Genomic DNA, 14,454 nt, shown 5'->3' on the forward strand with positions numbered 1-14,454 from the left:
TTTCCTCATCCGATAGCGACATCGGGGACGCGGAAAACGGCCTCGGGTTCCCCGAGGCGCTGCTTATTTGACGCGCCGCCACCGTTGCTGGCGACAGCCGAGCCCGCCGAACAGACAGCCTTCACCGACCAAGGTCTTCGCATCGACCTGCGTGATCGTGCCCTCCACCTCGCGGCCGATATCGGGGATGAAGACGGTACCGGCCCAGCGACCGGGCTCTTCCTCCTCGAAATCGGTGAACAGGCGGGTACCGACCAATCGATCCGATCCGCCACGTGCCGCATCGGCCTTGGCCTGCTCACTGGCCCAGATGACCGTGCCGCACATCAACTGCGCATCCTGCCCACGCCCGCATGGGGCGAAGCGCACTTGTACGCTATTGGAAGGGTTGGCCCAGACGCCTGCCGGTACCCGTGCCTCGGCAACGCTTGCCGCCAATCCGAAACTCGTCAGGCCGATCAATGCCTTGGCCATCCATCGCTTGCCGTCCGTCATCACGCCTCCTGTCACGATAGCCCGGTCAGGGCTTTGCCTGCTTCATGTAGGAATGGCCGTGAACAGAAACAAAACGGCCGGCGAGTCGCCCCGCCGGCCGCTTCTTCGGTTCAGGATGGCGTCAGATCAGGAAGAGCGCTTCGCCAGTTCCTTGTTGATGCCCAGAGCGGCAAGCGTGCACACCGCGCCCGACAGCAGATAGACACCGACCGATATCAGGCCGAAATTGCTCGACAGCAGAAGTGCAGCCAGGGGCGCGAAACCCGCACCGATCAGCCAGGCGAGGTCTGAGGTGATTGCCGCACCGGTGTAGCGACGCAGCGGCGAAAAGCCCGCGTTGATGACGCCCGAAGACTGACCGAAGCCCAGGCCAAGCAGCAGGAAGCCGAGCACGATATAGACCGTCTCGCCAACGCCGCCCTGGTCCAGCAACTGCGGCGCGAAACCGGCATAGGCCGCGATCGCTGCGGCCGAGGCGCCGAGCAGCGTGCGACGACCGACCCGGTCGGCGATCTTGCCCGAGGCAAGGATCGCGAGCACGCCGACGATGCTGCCGACGATCTCGATCATCATGAAGTCCTGCGGACGTTCACGGTTGAACAGCACGACCCAGGACAATGGGAACACGGTGACGATGTGGAACATCGCAAAGCTCGCGAGCGGTGCGAAGGCGCCGAGAATGACGGTGCGGCCCTCGGTGCTGAGCGTCTCGCCAACGGGCGCGGGCTGAAGTTCGCGGCTTTCGAACAGACGCTGGAATTCCGGCGTCGCGACGATGCGCAGACGGGCGAAGAGCGCCACGACGTTGATCGCGAACGCCACGAAGAAGGGGTAGCGCCAGCCCCAGTCGAGGAAGTCCGCCGTGCTGAGCGTCGTCAGGAAGAACGCGAACAGGCCATTGGCGACCAGCAGGCCGAGCGGCGCGCCGAGCTGCGGGATCATCGCATACCAGCCGCGACGACGCTCCGGCGCGTTCAGCGACAGCAGCGAGGGCAGGCCGTCCCAGGCACCGCCCAGTGCCAGGCCCTGCATGATGCGGAAGATGCCGAGCAGCACGGCAGCCGAGGTGCCGATCTGTGCGTAACCGGGGAGGAAGGCGATCGCCATGGTCGAGCCGCCGAGCAGGAACAGCGCGATGGTCAGCTTGACCCCGCGGCCCAGACTGCGGTCGACAGCCATGAAGATGAAGGTGCCGATAGGACGGGCGATGAACGCCAACGAAAACAACGCGAACGAATAGAGCGTGCCGGTCAGCGCGTCGACATAAGGGAAGATCAGCGACGGGAACACCAGCACCGACGCGATGGCGTACACGAAGAAGTCGAAGAACTCCGACGTGCGCCCGATGATGACGCCGATGGCGATATCGCCCGGCGCGACATGGTGCGGATCGCGGGCATTGACCAGCCGCGCGTCCCGCTCAAGGGGCGTCGAGGTCGATGCGGTTAACTCTGCGCTCATCGGCTGCCAGTCCTGACTTCTTCCAAGTTATTGAGGCGGGGCAGTTGCGGTGCAAAAAGACCGCGCATGACCGCCATTCTGCTGCGCCTATGCGCCTTTCCAAGCCGTCCGGGGATTGGACAAACTGTCCAATGTGCGCAGGTGCAGCAAAGGCGTAGCGGCCCCTGTCATATGTCTCATTCGTCGAGCCTTGCGCGCCTGCGCCCTCTTCGCTGGGCCGCCTTGCCCCTCCTGGCCATGCTGGGGGGATGCGATGCGGTCGTGCTCAACCCTGCGGGCGATGTCGCCATGCAGCAACGCGATCTGGTGCTGATCGCGACGGCCCTGATGCTGCTCATCATCATTCCGGTGATGGCGCTGACGGTGCTGTTCGCGTGGCGCTATCGCAAGAGCAATACGGAAGCGGAATATGATCCGCACTTCGACCACTCGACCATGCTCGAGCTGGTGATCTGGTCGGCGCCGCTGCTGATCATCATCTGCCTGGGTGCGGTGACGTGGACGAGCACCCATCTGCTCGACCCCTATCGTCCGATCGAACGGACCGCTCCGGGTCAGCCGATCGCGGCGAACGTCAAGCCGCTCGAGGTTCAGGTCGTGGCGCTCGACTGGAAGTGGCTGTTCATCTATCCGGAGCAGGGTATCGCCACGGTCAACGAACTGGCGTTGCCGGTCGATCGGCCGGTCGAGTTCCGTCTGACCGGCACCTCGGTGATGAACGCCTTTTACATTCCCGCTATGGCCGGCATGATTTACACCATGCCCGGCATGGAGACGAAGCTGCATGCCGTGATGAACCGTGAGGGCACGTTCCACGGCCTGTCGTCGCATTATAGCGGCGCCGGTTTCTCGGGCATGAACTTTCCCGTCTATGCGCTCCAGGCCAACGGCTTCGACCAGTGGGTGGAGAAAGTCCGCACTTCACAGGCGGGGCAAGGCAAGGGCAAGGGTGAACTCACCCGCGCGTCGTTCCTGACCGTCGAAAAGCCGAGCGAATATGTGCCCGCCATGTATTTCAACGGCGTGCAGGGCGGCCTGTTCGACCGCGTCGTCAATCGCTGCGTCGCCGAGAATACGCCGTGCATGTCCGAGGTGATGATGCATGACCGGATGACCGGCGGTGGCGATCCGCACAAGATGAAGGTCGGCGAAGGCAATCCGCCCGTCAACAACACCGGCCCGATGCACGGTGAGCGGACCAAGGGTGCGCTCGAAAAGTCGCCCGAGGAAATCCAGACCTCGCCGCATCAGAGCAAGGAGCCGCTGCCGTCGAACGGCGTGCAGCAGCCGGGCGACATGAAGAACCGCCGTATGTCCTTCCTTTCCATCCCGCAGACCCCCGGCCCGCTGACCCTTGGTCATGCCGGTGCGGGTCGCGGCTGAGGCACGCCATCATGGATCAGACATTAAAGACCATCTTCGGGCGGCTATCGCTCGAATCGCTACCGATCCACGAGCCCATCGTCGTCGGCACCTTCGTGGGTGTCGCCGTTGGTGGCCTCGCGGTGCTGGCGCTCATCACCAAGTTCAAGCTGTGGGGCTATCTCTGGAAGGAGTGGTTCACCACGGTCGATCACAAGCGCATCGGGATCATGTACATGATCCTGGGCATCGTGATGCTGCTGCGCGGCTTTGCCGACGCGCTGATGATGCGCGGGCAGCAGGCAATCGCGTTCGGCGATAATCAGGGCTTCCTGAACTCGCACCACTATGATCAGGTGTTCACCGCGCACGGCGTCATCATGATCTTCTTCGTGGCGATGCCGATCATCACGGGTCTGATGAACTATGTCGTGCCGCTCCAGATCGGTGCGCGCGACGTGTCCTTCCCGTACCTCAACAATTTGAGCTTCTGGATGACCGCGGGCGGCGTCGTGCTCGTCATGGCCTCGCTGTTCATCGGCGAGTTCGCACGCACCGGCTGGCTGGCCTTTCCGCCGCTGTCGGAGCTGGACTTCAGTCCGGATGTGGGTGTCGACTATTATATCTGGGCATTGCAGGTCGCGGGTGTCGGTACGACCCTATCGGGCATCAACCTGATCGCGACCATCATCAAGATGCGCGCGCCGGGTATGACCATGATGAAACTGCCGGTGTTCTGCTGGACCTCGCTGTGCGCGAACGTCCTGATCGTCGCCAGCTTCCCCGTGCTGACCGCAACCCTCGTCCTGCTGTCGCTCGACCGTTATGTCGGCACCAACTTCTTCACGAACAATCTGGGCGGCAACCCCATGATGTACGTGAACCTGATCTGGATCTGGGGCCACCCGGAGGTGTACATCCTGATCCTGCCGTTGTTCGGCGTGTTCTCGGAAGTGACCTCGACTTTCTCGGGCAAGCGTCTGTTCGGCTATACCTCAATGGTTTACGCCACGATCGTCATCACGATCCTGTCGTACCTGGTCTGGCTGCACCACTTCTTCACCATGGGTTCTGGCGCCAGCGTCAATTCGTTCTTCGGCATCACCACCATGGTGATCTCAATCCCGACGGGGGCGAAGATCTTCAACTGGCTGTTCACCATGTACAAGGGGCGCATCCGGTTCGAGCTGCCGATGATGTGGACCATCGCGTTCATGCTGACCTTCACCATCGGCGGCATGACCGGCGTTCTGCTGGCCGTTCCGCCCGCCGACTTCGTCCTGCACAACTCGCTGTTCCTGATCGCCCACTTCCACAACGTGATCATCGGCGGCGTGCTGTTCGGCGCCTTCGCCGCGATCAATTACTGGTGGCCCAAGGCCTTCGGGTTCAAGCTCAATCAGTTCTGGGGCAAGGTGTCGTTCTGGCTGTGGGTCATCGGCTTCTGGGTCGCCTTCACGCCGCTGTACATCATGGGTCTGATGGGCGTGACGCGTCGCCTCCATCACTTCGACGATCCGTCGCTGCAGATCTATTTCATCGTCGCGCTGCTGGGTGCGCTGATGATCGCGGGTGGGATCGGGGCCTTCCTGGTTCAGATCGGCGTGTCAATCTGGAAGAAGGAAGAGCTGCGCGACGTGACGGGCGATCCTTGGGACGGCCGCACGCTGGAATGGGCGACCTCGTCGCCGCCGCCTGACTACAACTTCGCGTTCACGCCCGTCATCCATGAGTTGGATGCCTGGTACGACATGAAGGACAAGAAGGCACAGGCTCCGGTCGAAGGCTATCGTCCGATCCACATGCCCAAGAACACGGGCACCGGCGTTATCATCGCCGCCCTGTCGACGGCCGCCGGTTTCGGCATGATCTGGTACATGTGGTGGCTCGCCGCCATCGCACTGATCGGTGTCGTCGTCGTCGCCATCTGGCACACGTTCAACTACGATCGCGATTTCTACATTCCCGTGGAGGAAGTCGTGGCTACGGAAAGCGAGCGGCGTCGTCTGCTCGGACAGGGAGCCTGATCCATGTCGACCGACGTTCTGAGCGCCGATCCGGCCAAGAACCCGACCTATTATCTGGTCGAGGACGAGGATCATCACCACGAATCCGGTGGCTCGACCGCCATCGGGTTCTGGATGTACCTGATGAGCGACTGCCTCATCTTCGCCATCCTGTTCGCCACCTATGGCGTGCTGGGCACCAGCTATGCGGGCGGGCCGACCCCGCGGGAGATTTTCGAGCTCCCGCTGGTCGCGCTCAACACCTCGATGCTGCTGCTGTCGTCGATCACCTATGGCTTCGCCATGATCGCGATGGAGAAGAACCAGAAGTCGAACACGCTGATCTGGCTGGGCATCACGGGCCTGTTCGGTCTCGCCTTCCTGTCGATCGAGCTCTACGAATTCGCCAACCTCATCCATGAGGGCGCGGGTCCGCAGCGTTCGGCCTTCCTGTCGTCCTTCTTCACGCTGGTCGGCACGCACGGTCTGCACGTCACCTTCGGCTCGATCTGGCTGGTCACGCTGATGGTGCAGGTGGGTCGCTTCGGCCTGATCGAGGCGAACAAGCGCCGCCTGATGTGCCTGTCGATGTTCTGGCACTTCCTGGACGTCGTCTGGATCGGCGTCTTCACCTTTGTCTATCTGCTCGGAGTTCTCCGGTGAGCGCCCATCATCCCCATGGTCATGGCGACCACGCCAATATCGACCACGATCTCCATTCGCATGGCGACACCCACGGTCACGGCTCCCTGAAGGGCTATATGATCGGGTTCGTGCTGTCGGTGATCCTGACGGCGATCCCGTTCTGGGCCGTGATGACCGGTGCGCTGGGCGATACCCAGACGACCGCTCTGGTCATCATGGGCCTGGCCTTCGTGCAGATCGTCGTCCACATGATCTACTTCCTCCACATGAACACCAAGTCGGAGGGTGGCTGGACGATGATGGCGCTGGTCTTTACGGCGGTGCTGGTCGTCATCACGCTGAGCGGATCGATCTGGGTCATGTATCACATGAACACCAACATGATGCCGGACATGGCCGCCCAGTTGGGCGGCGGCATGTAATGGCGGATGCCGGCATCGCAGGCGGGTGGCCCGGCCGCTCGCCGCTGGTGCCGGCGATCCTTACCGCGATCGGGATCGCCCTGATCGCGGCCTTCGTTTCCTTGGGCGTCTGGCAGCTTCATCGCCGCGTCTGGAAGCTGGACCTGATCGCGACGGTGGAAGCGCGGCTCCATGCGCCGCCTGTCGCCGCACCGGCAGTGGCCGGCCCGGCCGACGCCTATCGCCGCGTGACCGCGCAAGGTCTGTTCCGCAACGATCGCGAGACTTTCGTGCAAGCCGTGACCGTACATGGCCCCGGCTATTGGGTCCTGACACCACTTGTCGGTCCCCGTTTTACCGTCCTGGTCAATCGGGGCTTCGTACCCGCCGAGAAGCGTGCGGATCATGATCGCCCTGCCGGTCCCGTCACCGTGACCGGCCTGATACGCATTACCGAACCGAAGGGTGCATTCCTGCGCTCCAACGATCCGGCGGGCGACCGTTGGTATTCGCGCGACGTCGCGGCAATTGCCGCAGCCAAGACGCTTGGCCCGGTCGTACCCTATTTCATCGACGCCGATGCCAGCCCAAATCCTGGGGGTTATCCCGTCGGCGGCCTGACCGTCGTCGCCTTTCGGAACAGCCACTTGTCCTATGCCCTGACCTGGTTCGGGCTGGCGATCCTGACCGTCGTCGGGCTGGTCATCCTGTGGCGGCGCGGTCGCGACTGATGGTGGGCGGATCGCCCTATCTGCCCTTTACGGTCCGGCCGCGCGAGCCCGATGCGGCGGCCGGCACCGCCAATATGCGCCAACTCATCCATCTGCGCTGGATGGCGGTGGCGGGGCAGCTAGTGACCATCCTGTTCGTCAACCGGGTCATGGGCGTCCAGCTCCCCGTTGCGGCGATGATGGGCGTGTTGCTGATGGCGGTGGCGATCAACCTGCTCAGCCATTTCCGGCTGCGCTTCCACCGGATTACCAATACCGAACTGCTGTTTGCGCTGATGTTCGATGTCGGCACATTGACGCTTCAGCTATTCCTGGCAGGCGGTGCGACCAATCCGTTCATTTCGCTTTATCTCATCCAGGTCGTTCTGGGGGCGGTACTGCTCGAGACTTGGTCGGCCTGGGCGTTGGCGGGCATCACCGGAATTTGTTTCGGGCTGCTGTCGCTTCATCACCGGCCTCTGGCCTTTCCGCCCTGGCTTTTCGGCGATATTGCCGGGCTGCACACGCTGGGCAACTGGCTGGGCTTTGCCATCGTCGCCGGATTGCTGATCCTGTTCGTCACGCGGATCAGCGAAAATCTGCGGCAGAATGCGGCGCGCATCGCCGATTTTCGCCAGCAAGCGTCGGAGGAGGAGCATATCGTCCGCATGGGCCTGCTCGCCTCCGGGGCGGCACATGAACTCGGTACGCCGCTCGCCAGCCTGTCGGTGATCCTGAGCGATTGGCGACGCATGCCCCGATTGCGCGACGATACCGAACTGATGGGCGAGATCGCCGAGATGCAAGCCGAGGTACAGCGCTGCAAGGCGATCGTCACGCGCATCCTGCAATCGGCGGGCGAGCCGCGCGGCGAAGCGGCGGAACTGTCCGAGGTCGGCCGCTTCATCGACGCCATTGTCGGCGAATGGCGCGAGGCCCATGCCCAGGTGCCGTTCGACTATGAGCGGATCGAGGATGATGCGCCCATCGTCTCGGACCCCGCCATTAAGCAGGCGGTGTGGAACGTGCTCGACAATGCGGCGGAGGCGTCGCCGCACTGGGTCGGGCTCAGCGTGACGCGAGAAGGCGATACGGTGGCCGTCCGGGTATCCGATCGCGGCCCCGGCTTCACTTCGACCACGCTGGCGCAGGTGGGGCGGCCGCAGCAATCGACCAAGGGTGAGGGGCATGGCGTCGGCCTGTTCCTGGTGTCGAGCGTCGTGCGCAAGCTGGGCGGCCGGGTGGAAGCGAGGAACGGCCCAGAGGGTGGCGCAACGGTGAAGTTGACCCTACCTCTCGGGATGATCGGCATTACGGATCGGAAGAAGTGATGGACGGCGAACGGTCGCTGATAATCGTCGAGGATGACGACACTTTCGCGCGCACCTTGCAGCGGTCGTTCGAGCGGCGCGGCTATGACGTGCGGGTCGCCAACAGCCCCGACGCCCTGATTGCGATATTGTCGGAGATCACGCCTCGCTATGCCGTCGTCGACCTGAAGCTGGGTCAGGCCTCAGGCCTCGCCTGTGTCCAGATGCTGCATGCGCATGACCCGAAGATGCTGATCGTCGTGTTGACCGGCTTTGCCAGCATCGCCACGGCGGTGGAAGCGATCAAGCTGGGCGCTTGTCACTATCTCGCCAAGCCGTCCAACACCGACGATATCGAGGCCGCGTTTCACAAGGCAGGCGGCGACGCGACCACTGCGATCACCGATCGGCCCAGCTCGATCAAGACGCTGGAGTGGGAACGGATCAACGAGACGCTCGCCGATACGAACTTCAATATTTCGGAGACCGCGCGGCGGCTGGGTATGCACCGCCGCACCTTGGCGCGGAAATTGGAGAAGCGCCACGTCCCCTGACGTGGCGCTCACCCCGTTATCAGCGACGCTTTTCCGACGCGATCCAGGCGTCGATTTTCTGTTCGAGCACCGGCATGGGCAGTGCGCCGGTGTCGAGCACTTCGGCATGGAAACGGCGCGGATCGAACTTGGCGCCTAGTTCGGCCTTAGCCTTGGCCTTCATCCGGCTGATCGTCAGCTGTCCGATCTTATACGCCAGCGCCTGGCCCGGAATAGCGATATAGCGCTCCACCTCGGCGGTCGCGTCGGTGCGCGCCATCGGCGAGTTGGCAAGCATATAGTCGATTGCCTGATCCCGGCTCCATCCCTTGGCATGGATGCCGGTGTCGACGACGAGGCGCATGGCGCGCAGCATCTCGTCGTTCAGGCCGCCCATCCGCTGATAGGGATCGGTTTCCATGCCCAGCTCGGGCCATAGCGTTTCGGCATAGAGCGCCCAGCCCTCGGCATAGGCGGTGTTGCCGCCGAACCGCATGAAAGCGGGGAGGGCGGCATTTTCCTGCGCCAAGCTGATCTGGAAATGATGCCCCGGCACCGCTTCGTGCAGATAGAGCGTCTCCATCTCCCACATATAGCGGGAGGGCAGGTCATAGGTGTTGTAATAGAAGACGCCCGGCCGCGACCCGTCGGGCGTACCGCCCTGATAAGAGCCGCCGGCATCGGTCTTTTCCTTGAACGCCGGCACGGGGCGGATTTCCAGCGCAGTCTTGGGGACCAGCGAGAATTGCTCGCGAATGCGCGTATCGACGCGGCGGCCGATCGCTTCATAGCCTTCGCGCAACTGCTGCGCCGATTTGGGCTGGAAACGGGCGTCGGTCCGCAGGAAGGTGAAGAATTCGGGCAGGCTGCCCTGGAAGCCCACCGCCTTCTTCTGGACCTCCATCGCCTTCAGGATGCGGGCGACCTCCGACAGGCCAAGCTGATGAACCTCTTCGGCCTGAAGCGGTAGCGTGGTGTTCTGCTCGATCAGATAGGAATAGAGCTTCGCCCCACCCGGCATGCCCGAAAGGCCGACGCTGTCGCGCGCGACCGGTAGATAGGTCGTGCGGAGAAAGTCTCGCATCCGCCGCTCCGCGGGGAGGATGACGTCGCGGATCTGCGCGGCATAGGCGGCGGTCAGGCGGCTTCGATCGGCGGCCGGGATCGCGGCGGGGAAATTCTTGACCGGCGCATAAAAGGTCGAGTCTTCCGCCTGGCCTGCCAAGAGATTGTCGAACTGGGCGATCATGTTGCGAACGACGAGCTTGGGCTGAACGACGCCGCTCGCCATGCCCTGCCGGAAGCGCAGGACCGCCTCGTCGAGCAGCCGGGCATATTCGACGTTGCGCTTCAGATTATTCTCGTAATCGACGACCGTATTGAACGGCGCGGCCCCCTGGCCCGAGGCGAATTCCGGGTAGAAGGTCTGGATGCCGTAAAAATGGTCCATCGGTCGAACGATGGTGAGCGCGACGATCGCTGGGTCGAGACCCTTGAGCGTCATTTCGCTTTGATTGCGGAACACGTCATAGGCGATCTGATCGGTCGGGGTCAGCTTGGTACGATCGATTTGGCCAAGCTGTGCCAAATCCTTCTGCGCGGCCGCACGCTCCGCCGCGATATAGCTGTCCGAGAAGAAGTCGCCGACGCGATCGGCACGGCGCATGTCGCCGCGGAAAATGCCGTTGATGGGATTGCGGGCCAGGCTGGCTTCGTCGCTGTCATGGAAAAGCTGCTTCAACCGGGCGTCTTCGGGGCCATCGCCGGGCTGCGGCGGGGCGGGGGGCAGGGCCTGGGCAACAGCCGGCACCGTCATGGCGGGCAGGGACAGCGAAGCAAGCAGGGCGGCGAGGGGCAGTAGGCGCAAGCGGATATCCCATTCGGTTCGAGAGAAGGCCTATTGGTAGAAAGCCCCTCATTCCCCCGCAAGTTGGGCCCCAGCTTATCCACCGAACAATTCGAACATGGCGCAAAAAAGAAGCGCACCGTCATCCGCTCGGGATGACGGTGCGCATGATATTGTTCGATTGCATAGCGTTACATGGCCATGCGACCAGCTAACATCAGTTCGCCGGCTTGTTCGCCGCCGGCTTGTTCGCCGCCGCCTTGGCCGCCGCCGAACCGGCATTGCTCGCCGCCTTGACCACGTCATCAAACAGCGAACGGGCACGATCCTTCGCCGCATCCTTGGTCAGACCCGCCTGCTCCAATTCGCGCAGACCCGTCTCGCGCGCGGCGTGCGTGGCCTGACGGACGGTCTCGCCAAGCTTCTTACCCAGCGGGGCAAGCACTTCCTTCTCTCGCGCGCTGCGAGGGATCAGCGCCCCGGCCAGCACGCCGACCGCGAGACCGCCGACGAGGATGCCGAGCGGGTTGGCTTCGATCGTTTGCGCGGTCTTATGCGCGACTTCAGCGGCCTTGTCCTTCGCGTCATGATAGGCGTGCGAGGCGGTTTCGCGACCTTGCGCCAGGGTTTCGCGAATGCGACCATTCTGCTGATCGCTGTCGAGTGTGGTGTGGGTGGTTTCGGTGGTCATTGCGATCATCCTCCTGGGCTTTTGCCGACCTTGATGTGCCGGTCGGTTGGCCAAATCACTTGCGCTTGAAGAGGCGGGCAATCCGCCGACGGTTGAGCAACAACCCGAGAACCGCCACTCCGCCGGCCACGGCCGCCGGATTGTTCTTGGCGCTGTCCAATCCCGATTTCGCGGCCGAGAGACTGACTTCTTTCGCCTGGGCAGCCAGCGCATGCGGTTCAAGGCGTGCCTGGATGCGGCCGGCGGTTCGGTTCAGTCGCTCACGTGCTTCCGCCGCGCGAATTTCGGCTTCCGAGACGGTCATGCCTGTCCTCCCGAAAGACGCGACTTGCCGACCATGCCCAAGACGCCGGCGATCAGCAGCACGGCACCGACCACGATCAACGTCGCGCCCAAGGGCCCGACCAACGGCGTCAACGCCATGATGAGCCCGACGAGCAACGCGATGAGGGCCGCCAAGGCCAGAACACCAGCGATCGCGAAGAACGTCGCCGCGCTGCGATAACGGGAAACCTTGTCGGTCGCCCGCGCCTTGGCCAGATCGATTTCAGCCGCGATGAACGAACGACCGTCGTCAACGAGCTGAGAGACCAGCGACGTCAGCGTCTCAGGCTCCGTCGCGGGGCCCGAAAGGGGGGCGGCCACGCGCGTCACGCTCCGGCATTGTCCGATACGCGGGTCTCGAGACCCGACTGGACGACGCGCGCCACCACGAAGCCAAGAGCGGCCGCGATGCCGACAGCCACCGCCGGGCTCTTCGCGACGAATGCACGGGCGTCGTCCAGCAGCTCCTCGATATCCTTGTCCTTGATCGAGCCGGAGAAGGAGGTCACCGCCTCTGCCGCCGACCGGGCATATTGACCATATTGCTGACCCAGCTTCTCATCGACCTGGCCCGCCGCGTCGTTGAGCAACTGTGCCACCTGATCCAGCGCCGATCCGGCCTTCGCCTTGCCGTCACCAGCCAGCGCATAGACCTTGTCGACCGCCTGCTGCTGAAATTTGCCGGCGCCATCCTTCACCGTCTGCTTGGCATCGGCAAGGCCAGAGGCTTTGGTCTCGCTCGAGCCGGTTTCGGCCGCGCTGTTCCCCAGACCCGACGAGGCGGTCGGAGCCGCGACTTCAGGTGCGAGGCTGGTCTGGCCGCCCAAATTCGGGGTGGTGTCGTTCTGCGACGGAAACGTGCTGTCGATATCAGCCATGGGAAAATCCCTTTCGTTCTTGGCCCGGCATACCGGGCAGTTCGCCTCTTAACCCCGGCGACGGAAGCACGGTTCCATGCTTTTCCCGCAATTGCCCTTCACGCACTCACGCGATAGAGGCCGCCCGAGACCTTCAGGCTGATGTAGGAGCATCATTACGTGACCGCAATCATCGACATCCACGCGCGTCAAATCCTGGACAGCCGGGGCAACCCCACCGTCGAAGTCGACGTGCTGCTCGAAGACGGCAGCTTCGGCCGTGCCGCCGTGCCCTCGGGCGCGTCGACCGGCGCGCATGAGGCGGTCGAGAAGCGCGATGGCGACAAGAGCCGCTGGATGGGCAAGGGCGTCGAGGCGGCGGTCGAGGCGGTCAATGACGAGATTACCGATGCGATCCTGGGCATGGATGCCGAGGACCAGGCCGATCTCGACCGCGCCATGATCGAGCTGGACGGCACCGAGAATAAGGGCCGCCTGGGCGCCAACGCGATCCTGGGCGTCAGCTTGGCGGCGGCGAAGGCGGCGGCCGAAGCGCGCGGCCTGCCGCTCTATAAATATGTCGGGGGCGTCTCGGCGCATCTGCTGCCGGTGCCGATGATGAACATCATCAATGGCGGCGAACATGCCGACAACCCGATCGATTTCCAGGAATTCATGATCATGCCGGTCGGTGCGGCGAACATCATGGAAGCGGTCCGCTGCGGCTCGGAAATCTTCCACACGCTGAAGAAGGCGCTGCACGAAAAGGGCCTGGCGACCGGCGTGGGCGACGAGGGCGGCTTCGCCCCCAACATCGCCTCGACCACCGAAGCGCTAGACTTCATCATGGCCTCGGTCGAGAAGGCCGGATACAAGCCGGGCGGCGACGTCATGATCGCGCTCGACTGCGCCGCGACCGAGTTCTTCAAGGACGGCAAGTATAACATCTCGGGCGAGGGCAAGATCCTGTCGAGCCAGGAGATGGCCGAGTATCTCGCCAACCTGACCCGCCAATATCCGATCCTGTCGATCGAGGACGGCATGGCCGAAGACGACTGGGAGGGTTGGAAGGCGCTGACCGACCTAATCGGCGACAAGGTGCAGCTGGTCGGCGACGATCTGTTCGTCACCAACCCGAAGCGCCTGAAGAAGGGCATCGAGGGCGGCTATGCCAACTCGCTGCTGGTGAAGGTCAACCAGATCGGCACGCTGACCGAGACGCTGGAGGCCGTGTCGCTGGCACAGCGTTCGCGCTACACCGCCGTCATGTCGCATCGTTCGGGCGAGACCGAGGACGCCACCATCGCCGATCTGGCGGTCGCCACCAACTGCGGCCAGATCAAGACGGGCAGCCTGGCGCGCTCGGACCGGCTTGCCAAGTACAACCAGCTGATCCGCATCGAGGAAGAACTGGGTGACTCGGCACGCTATGCCGGCCGCGATATTCTCATCCGCGCTTGAAATTGAAGGGCGTCGGTACGAAGATGGGTTCCGTGACCAAAAAACCGTCGCCTTTCATGCGCACCATGCGGCGGGCCGCGTTGCCCGCCCTGGGATTGACGATCGTTGCGTTCTTCGGCGCCTATGCGGTGCTGGGGCGCAACGGCCTGCTCGCTTATGGCGAATATCAACGCCAGTTGGTGAAGCGCGAGCATGACTATGTGTTGCTCGACAAGCGGCGGACCATCTTGAAAAACCGGGTGGCCTTGCTCGATCCCGATCATGCCAATCCGGACATGGTCGACGAGATGGTGCGCAAGGAGCTCAATGTCGCACATCCGGACGAAGTGATCGTCCCGTTGAAGTAATGGCG

At 63.2% G+C, this 14,454-nt stretch carries 16 protein-coding genes; 9 read left to right on the top strand and 7 right to left on the bottom strand.

The genetic code is table 11. From position 1 onward, the window contains the following. Nucleotides 1-63: 63 nt before the first annotated feature. Complete coding sequence (locus tag SP6_RS04980) at nt 64-495, bottom strand: DUF2147 domain-containing protein (RefSeq protein WP_227876625.1); 432 nt, start codon at nt 493-495, stop codon at nt 64-66. Between the two features lie 126 nt (nt 496-621). Continuing rightward, the gene (locus SP6_RS04985) at nt 622-1,956 is read right to left on the bottom strand and encodes an MFS transporter (RefSeq protein ID WP_007403205.1); all 1,335 of its coding nucleotides are present in this window, start codon (nt 1,954-1,956) and stop codon (nt 622-624) included. 171 nt (nt 1,957-2,127) lie between these two features. On the opposite strand from SP6_RS04985, the gene cyoA reads away from it, so the two are divergent. Genes cyoA through SP6_RS05020 form a run of 7 tightly spaced genes read left to right on the top strand, consistent with a single transcriptional unit; the run spans nt 2,128 to nt 8,944 of the window. Then, a complete protein-coding gene (gene cyoA, locus SP6_RS04990) occupies nt 2,128-3,339 on the top strand; it encodes a ubiquinol oxidase subunit II (RefSeq protein WP_042468629.1) in 1,212 nt (403 codons plus the stop codon). Nucleotides 3,340-3,350: 11 nt separating this feature from the next. Then, nucleotides 3,351-5,345 (top strand): cytochrome o ubiquinol oxidase subunit I, encoded by a 1,995-nt coding sequence (gene cyoB, locus SP6_RS04995; RefSeq protein WP_007403219.1) that lies wholly within the window; start codon nt 3,351-3,353, stop codon nt 5,343-5,345. Nucleotides 5,346-5,348: 3 nt separating this feature from the next. After that, nucleotides 5,349-5,987, top strand: a complete 639-nt coding sequence (cyoC, locus tag SP6_RS05000; protein WP_007403230.1) for a cytochrome o ubiquinol oxidase subunit III — start codon at nt 5,349-5,351, stop codon at nt 5,985-5,987. After that, nucleotides 5,984-6,391, top strand: coding sequence for a cytochrome o ubiquinol oxidase subunit IV (cyoD, locus tag SP6_RS05005; RefSeq protein ID WP_037567529.1), 408 nt, complete (start codon nt 5,984-5,986; stop codon nt 6,389-6,391). The genes cyoC and cyoD overlap by 4 nt, the downstream gene beginning before the upstream one ends. Further along, nucleotides 6,391-7,101 carry an SURF1 family protein gene (locus SP6_RS05010; RefSeq protein WP_007403504.1) on the top strand — a complete coding sequence of 237 codons (711 nt, stop codon included), beginning with the start codon at nt 6,391-6,393 and terminating at the stop codon, nt 7,099-7,101. Before cyoD ends, SP6_RS05010 begins: the two co-directional genes overlap by 1 nt. Further along, nucleotides 7,101-8,411, top strand: a complete 1,311-nt coding sequence (locus SP6_RS05015; protein ID WP_007403471.1) for an ATP-binding protein — start codon at nt 7,101-7,103, stop codon at nt 8,409-8,411. Before SP6_RS05010 ends, SP6_RS05015 begins: the two co-directional genes overlap by 1 nt. Further along, a complete protein-coding gene (locus SP6_RS05020) occupies nt 8,411-8,944 on the top strand; it encodes a response regulator transcription factor (protein ID WP_007403635.1) in 534 nt (177 codons plus the stop codon). Before SP6_RS05015 ends, SP6_RS05020 begins: the two co-directional genes overlap by 1 nt. Before the next feature lie 19 nt (nt 8,945-8,963). On the opposite strand, the gene SP6_RS05025 is transcribed toward SP6_RS05020, so the two are convergent. From SP6_RS05025 to SP6_RS05045, 5 genes are all read right to left on the bottom strand, one after another. Next, nucleotides 8,964-10,739, bottom strand: coding sequence for a DUF885 domain-containing protein (locus SP6_RS05025; protein ID WP_113667493.1), 1,776 nt, complete (start codon nt 10,737-10,739; stop codon nt 8,964-8,966). A gap of 247 nt (nt 10,740-10,986) precedes the next feature. Continuing rightward, complete coding sequence (locus tag SP6_RS05030) at nt 10,987-11,460, bottom strand: hypothetical protein (protein ID WP_126053114.1); 474 nt, start codon at nt 11,458-11,460, stop codon at nt 10,987-10,989. A gap of 55 nt (nt 11,461-11,515) precedes the next feature. After that, nucleotides 11,516-11,764, bottom strand: coding sequence for a hypothetical protein (locus SP6_RS05035; protein ID WP_007403550.1), 249 nt, complete (start codon nt 11,762-11,764; stop codon nt 11,516-11,518). Beyond that, complete coding sequence (locus SP6_RS05040; RefSeq protein WP_007403528.1) at nt 11,761-12,105, bottom strand: phage holin family protein; 345 nt, start codon at nt 12,103-12,105, stop codon at nt 11,761-11,763. The genes SP6_RS05035 and SP6_RS05040 overlap by 4 nt, the downstream gene beginning before the upstream one ends. Nucleotides 12,106-12,110: 5 nt before the next feature. Next, nucleotides 12,111-12,662 carry a hypothetical protein gene (locus SP6_RS05045; protein WP_007403465.1) on the bottom strand — a complete coding sequence of 184 codons (552 nt, stop codon included), beginning with the start codon at nt 12,660-12,662 and terminating at the stop codon, nt 12,111-12,113. Between the two features lie 159 nt (nt 12,663-12,821). Here SP6_RS05045 and eno point away from each other — a divergent pair, with 159 nt between their 5' ends. Beyond that, the gene (eno, locus tag SP6_RS05050) at nt 12,822-14,102 is read left to right on the top strand and encodes a phosphopyruvate hydratase (protein WP_007403464.1); all 1,281 of its coding nucleotides are present in this window, start codon (nt 12,822-12,824) and stop codon (nt 14,100-14,102) included. A gap of 56 nt (nt 14,103-14,158) precedes the next feature. Next, the gene (locus SP6_RS05055) at nt 14,159-14,449 is read left to right on the top strand and encodes an FtsB family cell division protein (RefSeq protein WP_007403566.1); all 291 of its coding nucleotides are present in this window, start codon (nt 14,159-14,161) and stop codon (nt 14,447-14,449) included. Nucleotides 14,450-14,454: the final 5 nt, after the last annotated feature.

The organism is Sphingomonas paucimobilis NBRC 13935, from assembly GCF_000739895.2.
In the GTDB taxonomy this organism is placed as follows: Bacteria; Pseudomonadota; Alphaproteobacteria; order Sphingomonadales; family Sphingomonadaceae; genus Sphingomonas; species Sphingomonas paucimobilis.

Excerpts from the sequence above, each read along its gene's own strand:
- SP6_RS05055 (WP_007403566.1), top strand. The coding sequence starts at position 14,159 with ATGCGCACCATGCGGCGGGCCGCGTTGCCCGCCCTGGGATTGACGATC.
- SP6_RS05025 (WP_113667493.1), bottom strand. The coding sequence starts at position 10,739 with ATGACGGTGCCGGCTGTTGCCCAGGCCCTGCCCCCCGCCCCGCCGCAG.
- SP6_RS05030 (WP_126053114.1), bottom strand. The coding sequence starts at position 11,460 with ATGACCACCGAAACCACCCACACCACACTCGACAGCGATCAGCAGAAT.
- SP6_RS04980 (WP_227876625.1), bottom strand. The coding sequence starts at position 495 with ATGACGGACGGCAAGCGATGGATGGCCAAGGCATTGATCGGCCTGACG.
- SP6_RS05035 (WP_007403550.1), bottom strand. The coding sequence starts at position 11,764 with ATGACCGTCTCGGAAGCCGAAATTCGCGCGGCGGAAGCACGTGAGCGA.
- cyoA (WP_042468629.1), top strand. The coding sequence starts at position 2,128 with ATGTCTCATTCGTCGAGCCTTGCGCGCCTGCGCCCTCTTCGCTGGGCC.
- SP6_RS05020 (WP_007403635.1), top strand. The coding sequence starts at position 8,411 with ATGGACGGCGAACGGTCGCTGATAATCGTCGAGGATGACGACACTTTC.
- cyoC (WP_007403230.1), top strand. The coding sequence starts at position 5,349 with ATGTCGACCGACGTTCTGAGCGCCGATCCGGCCAAGAACCCGACCTAT.
- SP6_RS05015 (WP_007403471.1), top strand. The coding sequence starts at position 7,101 with ATGGTGGGCGGATCGCCCTATCTGCCCTTTACGGTCCGGCCGCGCGAG.
- SP6_RS05045 (WP_007403465.1), bottom strand. The coding sequence starts at position 12,662 with ATGGCTGATATCGACAGCACGTTTCCGTCGCAGAACGACACCACCCCG.
- cyoB (WP_007403219.1), top strand. The coding sequence starts at position 3,351 with ATGGATCAGACATTAAAGACCATCTTCGGGCGGCTATCGCTCGAATCG.
- SP6_RS04985 (WP_007403205.1), bottom strand. The coding sequence starts at position 1,956 with ATGAGCGCAGAGTTAACCGCATCGACCTCGACGCCCCTTGAGCGGGAC.
- SP6_RS05010 (WP_007403504.1), top strand. The coding sequence starts at position 6,391 with ATGGCGGATGCCGGCATCGCAGGCGGGTGGCCCGGCCGCTCGCCGCTG.